Source organism: Glutamicibacter sp. NPDC087583, assembly GCF_044743685.1.
Lineage (GTDB): Bacteria > Actinomycetota > Actinomycetes > Actinomycetales > Micrococcaceae > Glutamicibacter.
In genome coordinates this window covers 22,985-39,590 of record NZ_JBIUWY010000005.1, presented here as the reverse complement: position 1 = coordinate 39,590, position 16,606 = coordinate 22,985, and the positions used below count along the sequence as shown (strand labels likewise).

19 protein-coding genes and 1 tRNA gene are annotated in these 16,606 nt (G+C 62.7%); 5 read left to right on the top strand and 15 right to left on the bottom strand.

Annotation, left to right across the window (positions count from 1 at the left end):
- Positions 1 to 453, bottom strand: a complete 453-nt coding sequence (locus ACIOU9_RS13335) for an FHA domain-containing protein (RefSeq protein WP_105659058.1) — start codon at positions 451 to 453, stop codon at positions 1 to 3.
- Between the two features lie 267 nt (positions 454 to 720).
- Here ACIOU9_RS13335 and ACIOU9_RS13330 point away from each other — a divergent pair, with 267 nt between their 5' ends.
- Positions 721 to 1,083, top strand: coding sequence for a DUF488 domain-containing protein (locus tag ACIOU9_RS13330; protein ID WP_105659057.1), 363 nt, complete (start codon positions 721 to 723; stop codon positions 1,081 to 1,083).
- A gap of 236 nt (positions 1,084 to 1,319) precedes the next feature.
- Here ACIOU9_RS13330 and ACIOU9_RS13325 read toward each other — a convergent pair whose 3' ends face one another.
- Both ACIOU9_RS13325 and ACIOU9_RS13320 read right to left on the bottom strand, forming a co-directional pair.
- Complete coding sequence (locus tag ACIOU9_RS13325; RefSeq protein ID WP_402697193.1) at positions 1,320 to 3,209, bottom strand: FAD-binding monooxygenase; 1,890 nt, start codon at positions 3,207 to 3,209, stop codon at positions 1,320 to 1,322.
- A 211-nt stretch (positions 3,210 to 3,420) separates the two neighbouring features.
- Complete coding sequence (locus tag ACIOU9_RS13320; protein ID WP_332487303.1) at positions 3,421 to 3,732, bottom strand: hypothetical protein; 312 nt, start codon at positions 3,730 to 3,732, stop codon at positions 3,421 to 3,423.
- Between the two features lie 36 nt (positions 3,733 to 3,768).
- On the opposite strand from ACIOU9_RS13320, the gene ACIOU9_RS13315 reads away from it, so the two are divergent.
- On the top strand, positions 3,769 to 4,221 hold the full coding sequence (locus ACIOU9_RS13315) for a hypothetical protein (RefSeq protein ID WP_332487305.1): 453 nt from the start codon (positions 3,769 to 3,771) through the stop codon (positions 4,219 to 4,221).
- On the opposite strand, the gene abc-f is transcribed toward ACIOU9_RS13315, so the two are convergent.
- From abc-f to ACIOU9_RS13265, 10 genes are all read right to left on the bottom strand, one after another.
- Positions 4,214 to 5,920: a ribosomal protection-like ABC-F family protein gene (abc-f, locus tag ACIOU9_RS13310; protein WP_332487307.1), complete on the bottom strand. Its 1,707-nt coding sequence runs from the start codon at positions 5,918 to 5,920 to the stop codon at positions 4,214 to 4,216. The two genes, ACIOU9_RS13315 and abc-f, sit on opposite strands and share 8 nt — an antisense overlap.
- A gap of 209 nt (positions 5,921 to 6,129) precedes the next feature.
- Positions 6,130 to 6,972, bottom strand: a complete 843-nt coding sequence (locus ACIOU9_RS13305; RefSeq protein WP_402697191.1) for a PhzF family phenazine biosynthesis protein — start codon at positions 6,970 to 6,972, stop codon at positions 6,130 to 6,132.
- 100 nt (positions 6,973 to 7,072) lie between these two features.
- Positions 7,073 to 7,146 (bottom strand) — tRNA-Pro (locus ACIOU9_RS13300).
- A 101-nt stretch (positions 7,147 to 7,247) separates the two neighbouring features.
- A complete protein-coding gene (gene der, locus ACIOU9_RS13295; protein WP_105659051.1) occupies positions 7,248 to 8,780 on the bottom strand; it encodes a ribosome biogenesis GTPase Der in 1,533 nt (510 codons plus the stop codon).
- A gap of 65 nt (positions 8,781 to 8,845) precedes the next feature.
- Positions 8,846 to 9,541 carry a (d)CMP kinase gene (cmk, locus tag ACIOU9_RS13290; protein WP_105659050.1) on the bottom strand — a complete coding sequence of 232 codons (696 nt, stop codon included), beginning with the start codon at positions 9,539 to 9,541 and terminating at the stop codon, positions 8,846 to 8,848.
- Complete coding sequence (locus ACIOU9_RS13285; protein ID WP_133834497.1) at positions 9,523 to 10,623, bottom strand: prephenate dehydrogenase; 1,101 nt, start codon at positions 10,621 to 10,623, stop codon at positions 9,523 to 9,525. Before ACIOU9_RS13285 ends, cmk begins: the two co-directional genes overlap by 19 nt.
- Before the next feature lie 3 nt (positions 10,624 to 10,626).
- Positions 10,627 to 11,736, bottom strand: coding sequence for a pseudouridine synthase (locus ACIOU9_RS13280; protein WP_105659048.1), 1,110 nt, complete (start codon positions 11,734 to 11,736; stop codon positions 10,627 to 10,629).
- 101 nt (positions 11,737 to 11,837) lie between these two features.
- A complete protein-coding gene (gene scpB, locus ACIOU9_RS13275; RefSeq protein WP_105659047.1) occupies positions 11,838 to 12,428 on the bottom strand; it encodes an SMC-Scp complex subunit ScpB in 591 nt (196 codons plus the stop codon).
- Positions 12,421 to 13,323, bottom strand: coding sequence for a segregation and condensation protein A (locus tag ACIOU9_RS13270; RefSeq protein WP_402697189.1), 903 nt, complete (start codon positions 13,321 to 13,323; stop codon positions 12,421 to 12,423). The genes scpB and ACIOU9_RS13270 overlap by 8 nt, the downstream gene beginning before the upstream one ends.
- Positions 13,323 to 14,219, bottom strand: coding sequence for a ParA family protein (locus ACIOU9_RS13265; RefSeq protein ID WP_013348536.1), 897 nt, complete (start codon positions 14,217 to 14,219; stop codon positions 13,323 to 13,325). The genes ACIOU9_RS13270 and ACIOU9_RS13265 overlap by 1 nt, the downstream gene beginning before the upstream one ends.
- Positions 14,220 to 14,405: 186 nt before the next feature.
- Here ACIOU9_RS13265 and ACIOU9_RS13260 point away from each other — a divergent pair, with 186 nt between their 5' ends.
- The 3 genes from ACIOU9_RS13260 (at position 14,406) to ACIOU9_RS13250 (ending at position 15,421) form a co-directional block, all read left to right on the top strand.
- Positions 14,406 to 14,786, top strand: a complete 381-nt coding sequence (locus tag ACIOU9_RS13260) for a hypothetical protein (protein WP_105659045.1) — start codon at positions 14,406 to 14,408, stop codon at positions 14,784 to 14,786.
- A gap of 44 nt (positions 14,787 to 14,830) precedes the next feature.
- A complete protein-coding gene (locus ACIOU9_RS13255) occupies positions 14,831 to 15,001 on the top strand; it encodes a maleylpyruvate isomerase N-terminal domain-containing protein (RefSeq protein ID WP_133834507.1) in 171 nt (56 codons plus the stop codon).
- 69 nt (positions 15,002 to 15,070) lie between these two features.
- Positions 15,071 to 15,421: a VOC family protein gene (locus ACIOU9_RS13250; RefSeq protein WP_402697187.1), complete on the top strand. Its 351-nt coding sequence runs from the start codon at positions 15,071 to 15,073 to the stop codon at positions 15,419 to 15,421.
- Between the two features lie 16 nt (positions 15,422 to 15,437).
- On the opposite strand, the gene ACIOU9_RS13245 is transcribed toward ACIOU9_RS13250, so the two are convergent.
- Together ACIOU9_RS13245 and ACIOU9_RS13240 are read right to left on the bottom strand one after the other, a co-directional pair.
- Positions 15,438 to 15,881, bottom strand: a complete 444-nt coding sequence (locus ACIOU9_RS13245; protein WP_105662547.1) for a cytidine deaminase — start codon at positions 15,879 to 15,881, stop codon at positions 15,438 to 15,440.
- 9 nt (positions 15,882 to 15,890) lie between these two features.
- A complete protein-coding gene (locus tag ACIOU9_RS13240; protein ID WP_402697185.1) occupies positions 15,891 to 16,502 on the bottom strand; it encodes a GDSL-type esterase/lipase family protein in 612 nt (203 codons plus the stop codon).
- Between the last annotated feature and the right edge of the window lie 104 nt (positions 16,503 to 16,606).

Genomic DNA, 16,606 nt, shown 5'->3' with positions numbered 1-16,606 from the left:
TTAAAGGTTCGGAACGCTTTGGTAGAAATTCAGGCGGAATTTGCCGATCTGAACCTGAACACCAGTGCTCAACGGGATCTCGTCGATACGGTCGCCGTTGATGTAGGTACCATTCAGCGATCCGATGTCGCTGAGCGTGAACCTCGCGTCCGTTCGGGAGAACTTGGCATGCCGACGCGAAACGGTCACATCGTCCAGGAAGATATCGGCGTTTGGATGGCGGCCTGCGATGCTCTCGTCGGTGTCCAGCAAGAAGCGTGCGCCCTTGTTTGGTCCGGAATGGGCAATCAGCAGCGCAGAACCAGCTGGCAGGGCGTTAACTGCGTTTTTCTCATCCTCACTCAGGGTGTAGATGACCGAAGGTTCAGCACCCTTGTGCACCGCAGGAAGAGCGATATTGGTCGTCTCAGAGGCAGACTCGTTGTGCGGGTCAACCGGCCGATGTTCCGACATTATGGGGTCCTCCAGAAAATTCTGTTAACAGTTCGTGCGTGACGACCTTGAGTTCTGTGTTGGCACAGTCAGTAATACCAAACTATTTACAGATTAGCCTACTCACTGCCCAACTGATAACAGAAAAGTACATATTTTCCGCTGCAAGGGATTGCCAGTGTGGCAAGATGCCAAGAGAGACGATGATGGCTTGGCAGCCCCTGCACTTCGATCCTTTCCCACAGATGGAGGCGATGCAAGGATAAATCAGGAACTTTCAGGTGAATCATGACGAAGATACTTCTCAAACGCGCGTATACCGCGCCCAGCGTCGAGGACGGCTACAGGATCCTGGTTGACAGGCTCTGGCCGCGCGGGAAGAGCAAGGCTGCCCTTCAGCTGGATCACTGGGCCAAGGCCTTGGCACCGAGCACCGGGCTTCGCAAAGGCTGGGATCACGATGCCGACCGCTTTGGCGAATTTGCGCAGCACTATCGCGCCGAGCTATATCAGAACCCCGCTGTCGATGGCTTTCTGGAAGTACTGGACCAGCATCCCGTGGTCACTTTGGTCTACGGAGCAAAAAATGAGCAGGCTAATCATGCTGTGGTGTTGCGTGACTATCTGCTCGATCAGCTCTCTGGTCCGTAGGCGGCACGAAGCACACGCCGTCGGCACACACCATATCCGAATCGACCACCTGCTGAAGGTCAAAGCTGAATTCCTGGCTCACCGTGGCACCTTTCATCGAAGTCCTGTCCCTTGGTGGTTCAACCACGTTGCGACAAAGAATATTCCGCACTTCCACGCGACGCCCTGCGCAGGGAAACCGATGGCACCGCGAGATACTCGCGGCGCCATCGGTGATGTGTGGAGCGAGGGCGCTACTAGTTCTGCTCCAGCAGGATCGGCTCGAAGAAACGGGCCAGCTCGTTGGCCGCATCCAATGGCAGGATGCTGGCAACATACATATCCGGACGGACGATCACGATCGCGCCATCGCGGGAGATCTGGCGCTCCTCGAAGATGTCCGAGCCGTCCAATGCGGTGTAGACCTTCTCGTAATCCACCAGGCCGAACACGCCGGTGTCCGGACGGAACACCTTCGGCGCGTCATTCACGTTCATCGTGGTGTAGTCCTGCTGGTAGACCACCTTGACATCGAACAGCGCGTCGGCGTCGGCACCCTTCGGCGTGAAGCGAACCAGTGGCGAGCGCTCATTCTCCAGCAGCCAACTCGACAAGGCGGCAATTTTCTGGGACTCTCCCACCGGCTGCTGATCAGCAAAGACGTAGATGCGGTAGCGGCCGTCGGCACGATGGTGGTGGCCCAGGTGCGTTGGGTTGGCATCGGCCAAGCGCATGACTTCCGAAGAGCGGAAGCGCTTGCCCACGGGGAATCCGGCGGCCAGCTCCTGGTGCTCCTTGCCGGCGACCAGCGCAGATGCCGCGTACTCGGTCATGAAGCCGGCAGGGAATTCGGCCGTGCGTACATAGAACTCGGCAACGCCTTCTTGGCCTTCAAGCTCCTTCGCAGTAGCAGCCATGATGGAGGACCACTTCTTGTCGAAGTCGATCAGGTCCTTGGCGATCACCTTGCGCTCGTCCGAGTAGGTGCGCAGCAGGCTTTCCGGAGCTTGGCCCGAGAGCACATAGCCGATCTTCCAGGCCAGGTTGAACCCGTCCTGCATGGAGACGTTCATGCCTTGGCCGGCCTTGGCCGAGTGGGTGTGGCAGGCGTCGCCGGTAATGAACACGCGCGGCTCACGGGTACCGATCTCTTCAACCGGCACATCATCGAAGCGGTCAGCCAGCCGGTGGCCTACTTCGTAGACGCTGTGCCACGCGACGTCCTTGACCTCGAGGGTATAGGGATTCAAAATCGCCTTGGCGCGCTCGATGATTTCTTCCAGCGGAGTCTCGCGGACCTTGCCGTTATCCCCTTCCGGAACTTCACCCAGGTCGACGTAGAGGCGGAAGAGCTGCCCGCCTTCGCGCGGAATCAGCAGGATCGAACCAGCCTTGGAATGGATGGCGCACTTGGTGCGCACATCCGGGAAGTTGGTCAGGCCCAGGGTGTCCATGACGCCCCAAGCGTGATTGGCCTTGTCACCGGAGAGCTTCGCGCCGATCGAGCGGCGGACATTGCTTCTGGCCCCATCGGAACCGACCACGTACTTGGCACGCACTACACGCTCAATGCCGTCATTGCTCTCGCCGCAGCCGATCAGGGTGACCTTCACCGGGTACTCTTCGCCGTCTTCAACGACCAGTTCCTTGAAGTCCCACCCGTAGTCCGGGACGGTGCGAGCTGGGGAGTTCGCCGCGAAATCAGCGAAATAGTCGATAACGCGCGCCTGGTTGACCACGAGGTGCGGGAATTCGCTGACGCCGGTTGGATCATCGGCGGTGCGGTCGGTGCGGATGATCTGATCCGGGTTCTGCGGATCAGGGTTCCAGAAGGTGGTTTCCTTGATGATGTAGGCCTCGGCGGTGATGCGCTCGGCAAAACCGAAAGCCTGGAACGTCTCCACCGTGCGTGACTGGATCCCGTCGGCCTGGCCGATTTCCAGGCGGCCGGGCCGTCGGTCGATGATGCGGGTGTGCACATCAGGGAACTGGGAAAGCTGGGCGGCGGTGATGATGCCTGCGGGACCGGCACCGACGATCAGCACATCCATGACATCGGGCATCTCCATGGGACGGTTTATGCCCACGCCAGCCGCTGGCTGCACCCGTGGATCGGCTGAAATGTATCCGTTGTGGTGAAACTGCACCGTTTCATCCCCCAATTCCCTGTGATGACCTCAGTCAATAAATATAATGTTCTATATTAGAACTGCATGATCTTTTATCGCACACTAATCATATACAATCTGTGAGCTCAGGCACAAGTTCACGCACGCTGCGCCGGCCACCCTAAGCCGCAGATGGGCAGAAGCCCCGGCGCAATAACCTCGCGCCGGGGCCCATCACTGATGCCAGCTGCTACCGATGCTCCCACTCGGGTCCGGCATACTCCAGCATCTGCTCTTCATTAAGTTGCGAACGCCCATAGGCTCCGTGCACCGCGTTGAACTTCCCGCCAATCTCCAAGTCGCGCGAGGACGAGATATCTCCGACCAGCCACGGCTTCCATTTGGTGGCCGACAGATAGGGGCGGATGATGCTGGCCGTGGCAGCGCAATCCGCGGCAAATCGCAGGATCGCCGATGGTTCCCGATCCGCTCCCTCGCGAATGATGGCCAGGACCAGGCAGCACCGGTCTTGCGCGAGGCCCTGGGCCTGGCCCAACTTCACGATTCGCGCACCGAGCTAGTGCCTTATCCGCTGATCGTGCCAGCCCCGAATTCGCCGCATGCCGGTCAGCAGCGCATCAAAATGCGTGATGTCCTGGTCGATCAGGCGGATGAGCAGTTGGGCGATGCCATGGCGCAGTCGTTGGCCCATCGGGCCAGCCTGGTCGGCGAATTGCGGGCCTTGGGCGGTGCCGTAGCCCGGGTCCCGGCCCACGCCACCGCCTGGGGGTCGCGGCATCAAGAAGTGCTGGCAGCTACCTGGATCCACCCGTTGGGCATCGCCGAGCAGGACCAGTCGTTCGCTGCCCTGCAGGTTCTGGGCACCGGCGCGTACGGCGCCTACTCTTCGGACGTTCGCCGTTCGGCTGCCGAGCTCGCCTGGCCTGGGCAGACCGGAACCCGGCTGCGTGCCCTGTCCGAGAGAACTGACCCGCAGCACCTGTTTGATGGCGGACTGAACTTGAGAAGCCAGAACTCCAGCGCTACCTGATCAGCTCGACGCGTCCTGCTTCCACCCCGAGCCGATGCACCACCGAATGCTCGCGCATTTTCTGCTGCCAGCGCCGGTCGTGGCTGACCGTGACCACGGCGCCCGGATATTCCGCCAGCGCTGACTCCAGCTGCTCCACCAAGGCCGGTGAGAGATGGTTCGTCGGCTCGTCCAGGAACAGCATCTGCGCTTTGGTGCTGACCGCAATAGCCAGTTCCAGGCGGCGGCGCTGGCCTACCGAAAGCGCCATGGGGTGCCGCAGGAAATCCTGCGGCGAAAACAGGCCCAGCTGGGCCAGGGACGCACCGGCGTCCTGGACATACTGGCCGGTGGCCGCGGCGAAGGCTTCAACCAGGGTGCTGCCAGGAAAAATTCCGACTTCCTGGCGGAGCCAACCGCAGTGCAAGTTGGCAGCGCGCTCGATCTTCCCCTCGGCGCATTCCAGTTCTCCGGCGAGCATTTTGAGCAATGTGGATTTGCCAGCACCATTGGGGCCGGTGACTAGCCAGCGCTCGCCGAGCTTGATGTCGAAGCGTGGCGTGGACAGTTTCGGATCCGAGCCGCGCCAGGCGTTCATCACCTGCAGCAAGGTTTCGCCACCAGCCTGGTCCTGGGTGCTGCCGGGCATCAAGAACGACAGCTCAGCAGCCGGCTCGGGTGCCCGGTGGGTTTCGAGGTCTTCGATTCGGGATTTTGCCTGGCGGATCTTGGAGGTCGACCCATGGCTGGAATCGCGGGCCCGGAAATTTCCATGTCCAAAACTGGATTTCTCCTGCTTGCGCGGAATGGCGCTGACGCGTGAAGCATACTTATCAACCAAGTTCTGTGAACGCTCAAGCTCCTGCACCCAATTTTCGTAGGCGACGCGGATCGCGATGCGCTCCTGCTCCTTGGCATGCAGATAACCGTCATAGCCATTGCCGTAATGCGCGACCGACCCGTCGGCAACCTCAACGATGGATCGGGCAAAACGCTTGAGGAACATCCGGTCATGGCTGATCAGCACTAGCGCACCGCGATGCTTATCCAGGGTGCGCTCCAGCCAGTTCATGGCCGCCTCGTCCAGGTCGTTCGTTGGTTCATCGAGCAGGAGCAATTGCGCACCCGAACACAGGACACAGGCCAGCGACAGCCGGGATCGCTGCCCACCGGAAAGTTGGGACACAAGGCGCTGGCGATCCAGATCTCCTAGGCCCAGCTGCTCCAAGGCGCTATCCAGGCGCGGAGCCAGCGAATAGCCGTCGGCCGCCTCATACAGGTCGGTAACCTGCTGCAGCTGCTTCATCAAACGTTCGGCGACAGGTTCTGGAGCATCTTCGAGCTTGGCCGAGACGACGCGCATCAAGCCTTCCAGTTCACGGAAGCGCCGATGATAGGAATCGATCACCTGTTGCACGCTCATGTTCGCAGCGAAGCTCGGGTTCTGCGCAGCGTAGGCAACGGCACCGGGCGCGTTCATCTTCCGCTGCCCGTGGTCGGGTTCGAGATTCCCTGCAATCACGCGCATCAGCGTGGATTTTCCCGAACCGTTATCGCCAAGTACTGCGATGCGGTCGGTACCTGAAATTGCAAGGTCGATGCCGGTCAGCACATCCCGTTCGCCGAAACTGACTGCGATGCCTTGCAATGAGCATACGTAGTCCGGTTCGGTTTCGCGCTCATGCTGGGAAGACTGGTGGATATTTTGGGACTGGGTCATGGGAGTTTCCTGCCTAGCACCGGTTCGCCGAGTAATCAGGGCCGGTGCGGTGCTGGTGGTTGGCGGGCACCACAAAGGTGCAATGAATATGGCGTCAGCGGAGCGAAGCTCTACACTGGTTACCGCCTAGAGGAAATGGACTCCATGAATTAACGTTCCCACCATTCAAGGCTAAGCCCAAGCCATCACAACAGGCAAGGTTTTGCGCACTACAGCTCGATGATGCCCTCAATCAGGACGTTCGCGGCCCCGCCAACCCAAAGCTGGCCGTCGGCCAAGTCCAGATGCACATGCCCATCGCGTCCGACTTTCGCACCCTGCCGGTTGACCAGTGGCGCGGTGGCGTGCCCGGTGGCCATCAGCCATTGCGTGGCCGCTCCATTCAGGCTTCCGGTGACCGGATCCTCGCGCAAGCCCCCGTTTTCGATGGCCAGAGCTCGGACTTCGAATTTTTCCGGTGCCGACGACTGCGGCAGTGCGCCGAAGACCCCGATTTTCCAGCGTCCCGGCCTATTGGGGATCCGCGGTGCGATGTCCATAACCTGCTGCGAGTTTTCCAGCAGCACCGCGGCCCACCCCGGCCCGTTGTCCGTCCACTGCGAATCCACAATCTGCTCGGGCTCAATGCCCAGGATCTGGATCATTTCCGTCAGTTCGTGCGGCGCAATTGCACCGGTTCGAACAGCCGGCGGCGAAGCAAAGGAAAGCGTTTCACCTTCGATCCTGATCGGTACCAAACCAGCTTCGCACTCGACGACCAGCTGCTTCGGATCCTGCGGCACTCCCCCGGCCTGCAGCCAGGCACGCGCTGTGCCCAAGGCAGGGTGGCCGGCAAATGGGAATTCGCGTTCGCGCGCAAAGATGCGGAAACGGTAGTCGGCCCGCTCATCGCTGGCCGGCAGTACGTAGGTGACCTCGGAGAGATTGGACCAGAGCGAGTAGTCCTGCATCGACTCGGTATCCAGGCCCTGCCCGTCGAGCACCACGCCTAGCGGGTTGCCCTTGTACGGGGTGGCGCCGAAGACATCGACCTGCTGGAATCTGCGTTGCATTGGACCATCTTCCGGATCTTCGCCGTGGGTGTGGAATTCTGGGGAGGCACGGCAAAACCCCGCCGAGAGAAACTCTCGACGGGGTTTTCCGATTGGATCGTCGGGCTAACAAGATTTGAACTTGCGACCTCCTCACCCCCAGTGAGGCGCGCTACCAAGCTGCGCCATAGCCCGATGCCCTCGCAGCCGTTATCCCCAAGTCGTGAGAACCAAGGGTGCCGTCTGCGAAAAGCTCCTTTATTAGCCTACACCAAGTGAAGGGCTAAATTCGAAATTTAGCGATTGCGTCCGCGGCGCTCGCGGATTCGCATCGAAACCTCGATGGGGCTTCCTTCGAAACCGAAGGTTTCGCGCAGCCGCCGGGTGATGAAGCGGCGGTAGCCTGGATCCAGGAAGCCGGTGGTGAACAGCACGAAGCGCGGCGGACGGGCCGAAGCCTGGGTGCCGAACAGGATGCGTGGCTGCTTGCCGCCGCGCACCGGGTGCGGGTGGGCTGCGACAAGTTCGCCCAGGAAGGCGTTCAGCTTGCCCGTTGGAATGCGCTTGTCCCAGGATTCCAGCGCGGTATTCAGTGCGGGAACGAGCTTGTCCTTGTGCCAGCCGGTCTTCGCCGAGATGTTCACGCGCGGTGCCCACTCGATATGGGCAAGGTCGCGCTCGATCTCCTGGTCCAGGTAGTAGCGGCGATCCTCATCCACCTCATCCCACTTGTTGTAGACGATGACCATCGCGCGGCCGGCTTCGATGGCCAGCTGGATGATGCGCACGTCCTGCTCGGAGATGGTTTCATTGGCAGCCAGCAGGATGACGGCGACTTCGGCCTTCTCCAGCGCCGTCTGGGTACGCAACGACGCGTAGTAGTCCGAGCCGACGGCCATGTGCTGGCGGCGGCGGATACCGGCGGTATCCACGAAGCGCCAGACTTCGCCGCCCAGCTCGACAAGTTCGTCCACGGGATCGCGGGTGGTGCCGGCCAGATCGTCGACAACTACGCGCTCGGAGCCGGCCACCTTGTTCAGCAGCGAGGACTTGCCCACATTCGGACGGCCGATCAGCGCAATGCGGCGCGGACCGCCCGATGGGATCATGCCGCCGAAAGCCGAATGGGCCGGCATTTTCTCCATGACAGCGTCCAGCAGGTCGGCGGTGCCGCGGCCGTGCAGGGCCGAGACTGGCCATGGCTGGCCGAATCCCAGTCCCCACAGCGCGGCGGCTTCGGCTTCCTGGTTGAAGTCGTCGACCTTGTTGGCCACTAGGAAGACCGGCTTGCCCTTCTTGCGCAGCATCTTCACCACAGCCTCGTCGGTTGCGGTCGCGCCCACGTGGGAGTCGACCACGAAGAGGATGGCGTCAGCGACGTCGGCGGCAATTTCGGCCTGGTCGGCAACCGAGGCGTGGATGCCCTTTGCATCGTGCTCCCAGCCACCGGTATCGACGATGGTGAATGGGCGTCCCACCCACTCGGCGGAATAGGACACGCGGTCGCGGGTGACGCCCGGGGTATCCTCGACTACCGCTTCGCGGCGGCCCAGGATGCGGTTGACCAAGGTGGACTTGCCGACGTTAGGTCGTCCGATAACAGCCAGGACCGGCGGAATGACAACGTCTTCATCGTCGTCATCGAAGCTATCCAGGCCTGCAAGCAGGGCGGAGTCCTCTTCGTCCAGTTCGTAGTCTTCCAGTCCGCTGAGCAGGGCCTGGGCGCGAACCGCGGCCTCTTCCTCGCTCAGTTCGGCCAGGCGCTCGGCGATATCGTCGTCTCCAACGGGGATGTATTCCTCGTCGTGGGTGGAGTTGTTCTCGCTCATGATTTTCCCTTCACAGCGATCGTAATCTTCATCGGCTCTCGCCGAGGATGGGCACCAGCTTTAGGCTAGTTTTTCGTTGCAGTGCCGACTGCGTCAAGCACTGCGTCGATGGTCTGCTCGAAATCCAGGTCCGAGGAGTCTACGGTCATGACTCCGTCGGCAGCCTGGGTGAAGTTCACCACGGTGGAGTCCTTCGCATCGCGCGCCAGCACCTGGGTAGCCAGCTGCGACTCGTTCTGCGATCCGCCCAGCTGCAGGCCGCGGCGGCGCAGGCGGGCTTCTTCCGATGCGGTCAGCAGGATGCGCGCATCGGCATCCGGGGCGACCACGGTGGTGATGTCGCGGCCTTCGGCCACGATGCGGGTGTTGGCCGCAATGATTTCCTGCTGGCGGCGGACCAGTTCGGCACGCGCGTCCAGGTTGGTGGCAACGGTGGAAACCTGCTCGGAGATGCGTGGTTCGCGGATTGCCGCGGTCACGTCTACACCGCCGATTTCAACCAGTTCAGCATCAGGATCGACCGAGATGGACAGCTTGGCATCGCGCACGGCCTGGGCAATGGCCTCGGCGTTGGACAGATCGGTGCCATCGGCGAGCACCGAGTAGGTGATCGCACGGTACATGGCGCCGGTGTCCAGGTAGGCTGCGCCCAGCTTGCGGGCGACGGCCTTGGAGACCGAGGACTTGCCGGAGCCGCTAGGGCCGTCGATGGCAATAACCAGCTTGTCGTTGTTCAAGGTGCTCACTGGGCTACCTTCCATCCGTTCTTGGTCAATACATCTATCAATTCATCGCGCCGGCCGGGCACGACCGAAACATCCACCATGCCGACCTGATGGCCCGCGGAGTGCTCCATGCGCAAATCCTCGATGTTGATCTGCGCGTCGCCGATTTCGGTCAGCAACTGGGCGATCTGCCCCGGCCGGTCATCGATCACGACGGTGACCAACGCGAACGCCTGCGGCGGTGCGCCGTGCTTGCCCGGAATCCGGGCCTTGCCGGCGTTGCCTTCGGTCATCAGCTGCGAGAGGTCCAGCAGCGCGCCGGGGCCCTGCGGGTTCTGCAGCGTGCTGATCAGCCGGTCCAGATCTTCCTTCATCCCGGTCAGGATCGGCACCAGTGCGGCGGCATTGTGCGAGAAGATCTGGATCCAGAGCTTCTCGTCGCTGGCCGCGATGCGCGTGGTGTCGCGCAGCCCGTTGCCCGCCAAGGCCAGCTGGTGGCTTTCGGCGTTCAGCAGGCGCGAGGCGATCATCGAGCTGGCCGCTTGCGGGAAGTGGCTGATCAGCGCGACGGACTCATCGTGCTCGGCCACGCTCATCCGGTACATGGTCGCACCCAGGTCGATGGCCAGGGATTCGGCGGCTTTGACCCGCGAAGCCTGCGCGCCTTCATGGGCGCAGATGACCCACGGCATGGAGGTGAACAATTCGCCACGGGCCGCGGCCGGTCCGGACTTCTCCCGGCCCGCCATCGGGTGCGTCCCCACATAGCGGGAAGTCTCAGCCTCGCCCAGCCGCTCGTCCGCCAGCACGCCGGCCAGGATCGAGCCCTTGACACTGGCGATGTCCACCACGGCCGCGTTCGGATAGGCCAGCAGCGCGTCGCCCACCAGGGCGGAGGTGACATCCGGTGGAGCACCGATCACGACCAGTTCCGGGGCGATCTGCTGGTGCTCCAGCAGCACCCCGGCGCCAATGTCCTGGGCTACTCCGGCAGCGGTCGGCGAAATATCCGACAGGTAGACGTGCACGCCCTTGGCACGCAGGCCCAATCCCACCGAGGTGCCCAGCAAGCCGGTGCCGATGACCAGCACCGGGCCTGCAAGGTGAGAAGACGCCATGGGCTACATCCCCACCATGGCCATGAGGTGCCCGACTTCCTGGTTGCCCAGGGAGCGGATGGTGCCCTGCTTCTGGTCGCCGAGCAGCACCGGACCCACGGCAACGCGCACCAGGCGCTGGACCGGGTGGCCTACGGCGTCGAACATGCGGCGCACGATGCGGTTGCGGCCCGAGTGCAGGGTCACCTCGACCATCACGTGCTTCGGTGTGGTGGCGATGATCTTCAGGTCATCGACCTTGATCCAGCCATCTTCGAGCTTGATTCCCTCGCGCAGCTGGTTGCTTACCGCACGCGGCAGCGGGCCGGGGATCTGCACCAGGTAGGTCTTGGGGACTTCGTACTTCGGGTGCTGCAGGCGGTTGGCCAGCTCGCCGTCGTTGGTCAGGATCAAGACGCCTTCGGTCTTGTAGTCCAGTCGGCCAACGTGGAACAAGCGCAGCGAGTGGTGCTCGTTCTTGAAGTAGTCGGCGATGGTGCGGCGGCCCTCCGGGTCATCCATGGTGCACATCACGTGCTTCGGCTTGTTGAAGACGAAGTAGCGGTTTGCCTGGTTCATCTGGATGCGCATGCCATCGACGTGGATGCGGTCCTTGGCTGGATCCACGCGCGAACCCAGCTCGACGACCAGGTTGCCGTTGACCTCGACGCGGCCTTCGAGGATCATCTCCTCGCAGACGCGGCGCGAGGCCACCCCGGCGTTGGCCATGGCCTTCTGCAGGCGGATGCCGTCCTGCTGCTCGCCGTTGATCTCGCGAGCTGCCTGGCTTTCGGCACGAGCCTGGGCGCGGGCGCGCTGGGTCGGGCGCGCATAGTTGGTCGGCACGGAGTTGCCGAAGCGTTCCTTGCCGAAAGCACGCTCGGAGTTCTTGCGCGGTGCTGCGGTGTTGCGCTTGGCCGAATTCGACTTTTCCCCTGGCTTGCCCGAGGCGGACTTGCCATACGGCTTCTCGCCGAATGGCTTCTCGCCGAAGGACTTGCCACCGGTGCGGCCTGCACCGCCTGGCTTGCCGTAGGCCTTGCCGCCGGTAGTGCCGCGGCCGCCTGCTGGCTTGCCGCCGAAGTTTGAATTGTTGCCGCGATCGTTGCGGCCTGAGGATGGTCCCCTGCTCATGCTTGCCTGTGTCCCTTGCTGTTACGTGTTCGCTGCGCGAGCCCGCCAGTCTTGGGGCTTCACGCGTGGTTGGTCCGTTGTAGCTGCCGGCTGGCAGCTACCTAGTCGTCGTAGGTTGCCGAATCGAGCGATTCGAGGTCGGCCACCCCGGGAAGATACGGGGACAGCGCAGGCAACTCATCAAGCGAGCCCAGTCCCAGTCGTTCCAGGAAGTATTCGGTGGTTTGGTACAGCGTCGCTCCGCCATCCCCAACTTCCGGATACTCCGTGATCAATCCGCGGGTGAGCAGCGTGCGCACCACTGAATCGACGTTGACACCTCGAATCGCCGAAATACGTCCACGCGAGACCGGCTGTCGGTAAGCGATGACAGCCAGGGTTTCTAGGGCGGCCTGTGACAGGCGTGCTGTCTGCCCGTCGAGCACATAACTGGAGACGAAATCGGCGTAATCGGCCCGCGAATAGAAGCGCCACCCGGAGGCGACGCGACGCAGTTCAAATCCGCGCGGGCGATCCTTACTATCATACTCGGTAGCAAGGGTCTCCAAAGCGGCGGCAACCCTGGCGGTGGGGACTTCGAAGATTTCGGCCAAACGCGCCGAAGATACGGGGATATCGGCGACCATCAGCACCGCTTCAAGGCCCGATTCCAGGCCTCCTGGCAGCTGGTCAATGGGTGCAATCTCACTCATGATCCACCTCACCACCACTCCCCTCGTAGTCGTCTTGCACGGCCTGCGCATCGAAACTGGACTCCTGGACCAGCGAGATCAGCAGCGGGCCGAGCGGATCTTCCTGCGCAAAGCTAATGGCTCTCTGCCTGAACATCTCCAACAATGCCAGAAAACGCACGACCACCACCAGCTGCGCATCCGCGTCTGCCACCAGCTCGGTGAATGCCAGCGTGCCGCGGGCTTCGAGCAGGGCGGTGATCGCATCGGCTTCCTCGGCAATGGTGACGTTCGCCCCGTGCAGATGCCCGATGCCGACCTCTGTTTCCGGTTCCGGCTTCGGCGCCAGCGCCTTGGCCGCCATCGCGGCCAAGGCGTCGGGCCCGATGCTGAACACCAGTTCCGGCAGCAGGGCCGCGAACTGCGGTTCCAGCGAGACTTCGCGGGGATGGCGCGCTCCCTCGATTCCGTAGCGTTCGCCCAAGAACTCGGCGGCCTGCTTGAAGGCCTTGTACTGCAGCAGCCGCGCGAAAAGCAGGTCGCGGGCTTCGAGCAGCTCGAAGTCCTCCTCATCGGCCATTTCGCCGCGCGGCAGCAAGCGGGCCGCCTTCAAATCCAGCAGCGTGGAGGCGACCACGAGGAATTCGGTGGTTTCATCGAGCACCTTCATCCCGTCGCTCCCCTCGGCGGCACTGGTGGCTTGCAGCTCGCGCAGGTAGGCGATGAATTCGTCGGTGACCTCTGCCAACGCGACCTCGGTAATATCCAGCTCGCGTTTGGTAATCAGGTGCAGCAGCACATCGAAGGGCCCGTTGAAATTCTGCAGGGCAAGGCGAAAACCGCCAGCCGATTCCTGCTCAGCTTCTGCTGGCGTGGTGGAATCGGTGGCGGCTTCTTCGCTGAGCGTGGCGCTCATTACGGGGCACCACCACGCCAAATCAGTTCGCGGGCGAGGTTGCGGTAGGCCTCAGCGCCCGGGTGGTTGGCGGCGTAGGAAGTAATCGGTTCGGCGGCCACGTTCGCGTCGGCGAACTTGATGGTGCGCTTGATGACGGTCTCGAAGAGCTTGTCGCCGAAGGCCTCATCCAGCCGGGTGATGACCTCGCGGCTGTGCAGGGTGCGGGCGTCGTACATGGTGGCCACCACGCCGTCCAACTCCAGCACCTGGTTCAGCCGGTCCTTGACCTTGTCGATGGTTTCCATCAGCAATGCCACCGCACGCAGCGCAAAGAACTCTGCGGTCAGCGGGATGATCACGCCATGGGCGGCGGTGAGCGCGTTGATGGTCAGCAGGCCCAGCGATGGCTGGCAGTCGATGAGCACCACATCGTAGTCGTCGATGACATTGCGCAGCGCACGTTCCAGCACCTGCTCGCGGGCGACCTCGTTGACCAGCTGCACCTCGGCTGCGGACAAATCGATGTTGGCTGGCAGCAGATCGATGTTCTCGACGTCGGTCTTCACGATGGCGTCGGTGATCTTCACCTTGCGGTCCATCAGCACGTTGTAGACGGTGATGTCCATTTCATGCGGGTTGGTTCCGAAGCCGGCAGACAGCGCGCCCTGCGGGTCGAAGTCCACCAGCAGCACCTTGCGGCCGTACTCGGCGAGCGCGGCGGCGAGATTGATGGTGGAGGTGGTCTTGCCAACGCCGCCCTTCTGGTTCACCATGGCGATCACGCGTGCCGGGCCGTGCGATGGCAACGGTGCTGGCACGGGGAAATCTGTCAATGGCTTGCCAGTAGGACCCACTGGGCGAGGCTCCTTGAGCATCCCCGCTCCGCGGTGCTTGTTTCCCTGTTCCTCGCTCACGATGGGTAAACCACACTTCCCGTTCGATAAACCTGATTCTTCGAGCTGTAAGCTCTTTTCAAGGTTATCGGTCGAAGCAAAAGATCTTGGTTTTTTGGGTTCTTCCACGGCGAGCCTTTACCTTGAACCTTAGCTCTAATGTTGTATGCGAGCTGAACGCAATCTGGCATTTACGGGAAGGGCGCGATGCGCACCATTGAAAAGCTCGCCAGCTGGGCGGAAGCCGAGCCAGGCAGCAAGCAGGCAAGGGTCCGTGTGCTCCTCCAGGCCCAACTGGACGACGGGCTATTCATCGTGGTGCTCGACGACCGCGGATGGTCCAGCAGCGAAGAATGGGCGCAGGTGACGCCGGCCGGAATCCGCGAAACCGCGTTGGTTGTGGTGGGCCCGGATGAACCGGCACCGGGGTGGACACGGGCCGAGGAGCTGCATGCTTATTGGGAGTACATCCAGTCGATTCTCGCTGCGCAACAGCTGCACGCGTCGATCGACGAGCTGATGGCTCTGGATCATGAGGTCCAGTTCGGCCCGCGCCTGCAGCGCCTGCTCACCGCGGCCGGCCACTGACCTGTGTGCTTCTGGGCCGAAAACCGGAATCATCATGAGCCAGGATTCCCGCGCCATGCACCGCTTGGACGGTACGCGACCTGCTCGACCACCCCTGCGATCTGGCCCAAGCCACCGGCCAGGCACTGGAGGGTGATCCTGCCGTGGAGTCCCCGGCTGGGCAGCGCCCTGGTGCCCAGCCCGATCATCCGCTGGCTATTCGGATAAGTTCTTGATCCTGGCGCATTCCGGTGGTCGAATGGTTCCACACGCGCCGGCATCCGGCGGCATAAGGGGCGAGGCAGATGTTCACGGGAATGCTCAGCAATTGCACGGTATCGAATTTGGCCCGAGCCGAGCACTGGTACGCGCGGCTCTTCAACCGGGCGCCGGACCAGCTGCCCATGGACGGGCTGCTCGAATGGCATCTGGCCCCGGGATTCGGAGTCCAGGTCTTCGCGGAGCCCGACCGTGCCGGATACAGCACGCTGGTCCTGGAAGTGGCCGACCTCGACGCGCAGGCCGCGCGCCTGCTGGATGCGGGCATCGGGCATCACGGCCCGCAGCCCGGCGGCGGAGCACGGATCGTGCAGCTGCAGGATCCCGACGGCAACCGGGTGGTGCTCGCTTCGCCCTTGCCCGGCCTCTCGCGCTGAGCCGGGCATCAGGCTCTCAGGCTTGCTCGGCCAACCAGTCGAAAGACAACGGCAGCAGCTCGCGAATGCCGATGCTGCGCGCCCCGTGCGGGGTATCGACGATGACCCGCAGCCACGGATAGCTATCAGCCATCACCTGGCGGCAGCGCCCGCACGGGTTTTTGATGCCGCGCCCCTGGTTGCCCACTGCCACCACCACCTGCGGATCCCTTGCCCCGGCCGCACGGGCCGCACCGAAGGCCACCAGCTCTGCACACGGGCCTCCGGTGAAGTGGTAGAAATTCACGCCGGCGTGCATGGCGCCGTCGGCAGCCAGCACCGCGGCACCCATGGTGTGCACCCCGTCGCCGCCATCGGGCGCGTCGGTTGCTGCCTCAATGGTCCGCCGGGCGAGTTCGACCAGTTCTTCTTCGGCGTCTGCCAGTGCACGATACTGCTGCCGGTGCGGTGTCCCGTTCATTGCTCCAGCCTAGCTGCCCAGTTCCGCAAGCCACGGGTCCCAAGCCTGGCTGGCCATCCCCGCCAGCAGGTCATAGCCTGCTGCGCGCGGGTGCGCTCCATCATCGGCGGCCACTTGGCGGCGCCACAGCTCATGTCCCGCGAGATCCCCGAACACGCTTAGATAAGGCACATTCCTCGACGCGCACCGTGCCCGCATTTGCGCATCCAGCTCGCGCAGTTCCGCGTTCAATGCATCATCGGCGATCGGCGGCGGACCGATCATGAGAACCGGCCAATTGCGTTCCTTTGCCGCATCCAGGATGGCCTCGAGGTTCTGGATCCGTTCTCCGGCGGCCACCCGCGGCTTCGCGTCCCAGCGGATCACGTCGTTGACCCCGAAGCAGAGCACCACGCCTGGCGCGTAGTCCCCCGGCAGAAAGCGTGCGGCGCATTCAGCTTCGAATCGCTGCCGGATCATGGCGCTGGTATCGCCGCGAACACCGAGGTTGTAGCCGGTGAGCCCATGGCCCCGTTCGATTCCCCGGGCGACCAGCCGCCCCGCCCATCCGCGATGGGTTTCATCGCCGACTCCTGCGACGAAGGAATCGCCGACAAAGCACACTCGTACCGCTGAACCCATGATGCCTTTCCGCCTGCTGGCTGCTGCGCCCGGCTGGCCCTATCTTGCCAAAGGCGCCCAGACGCAGAAAATCCGTTACCCGAACGTGTCGGATAACGGATTTC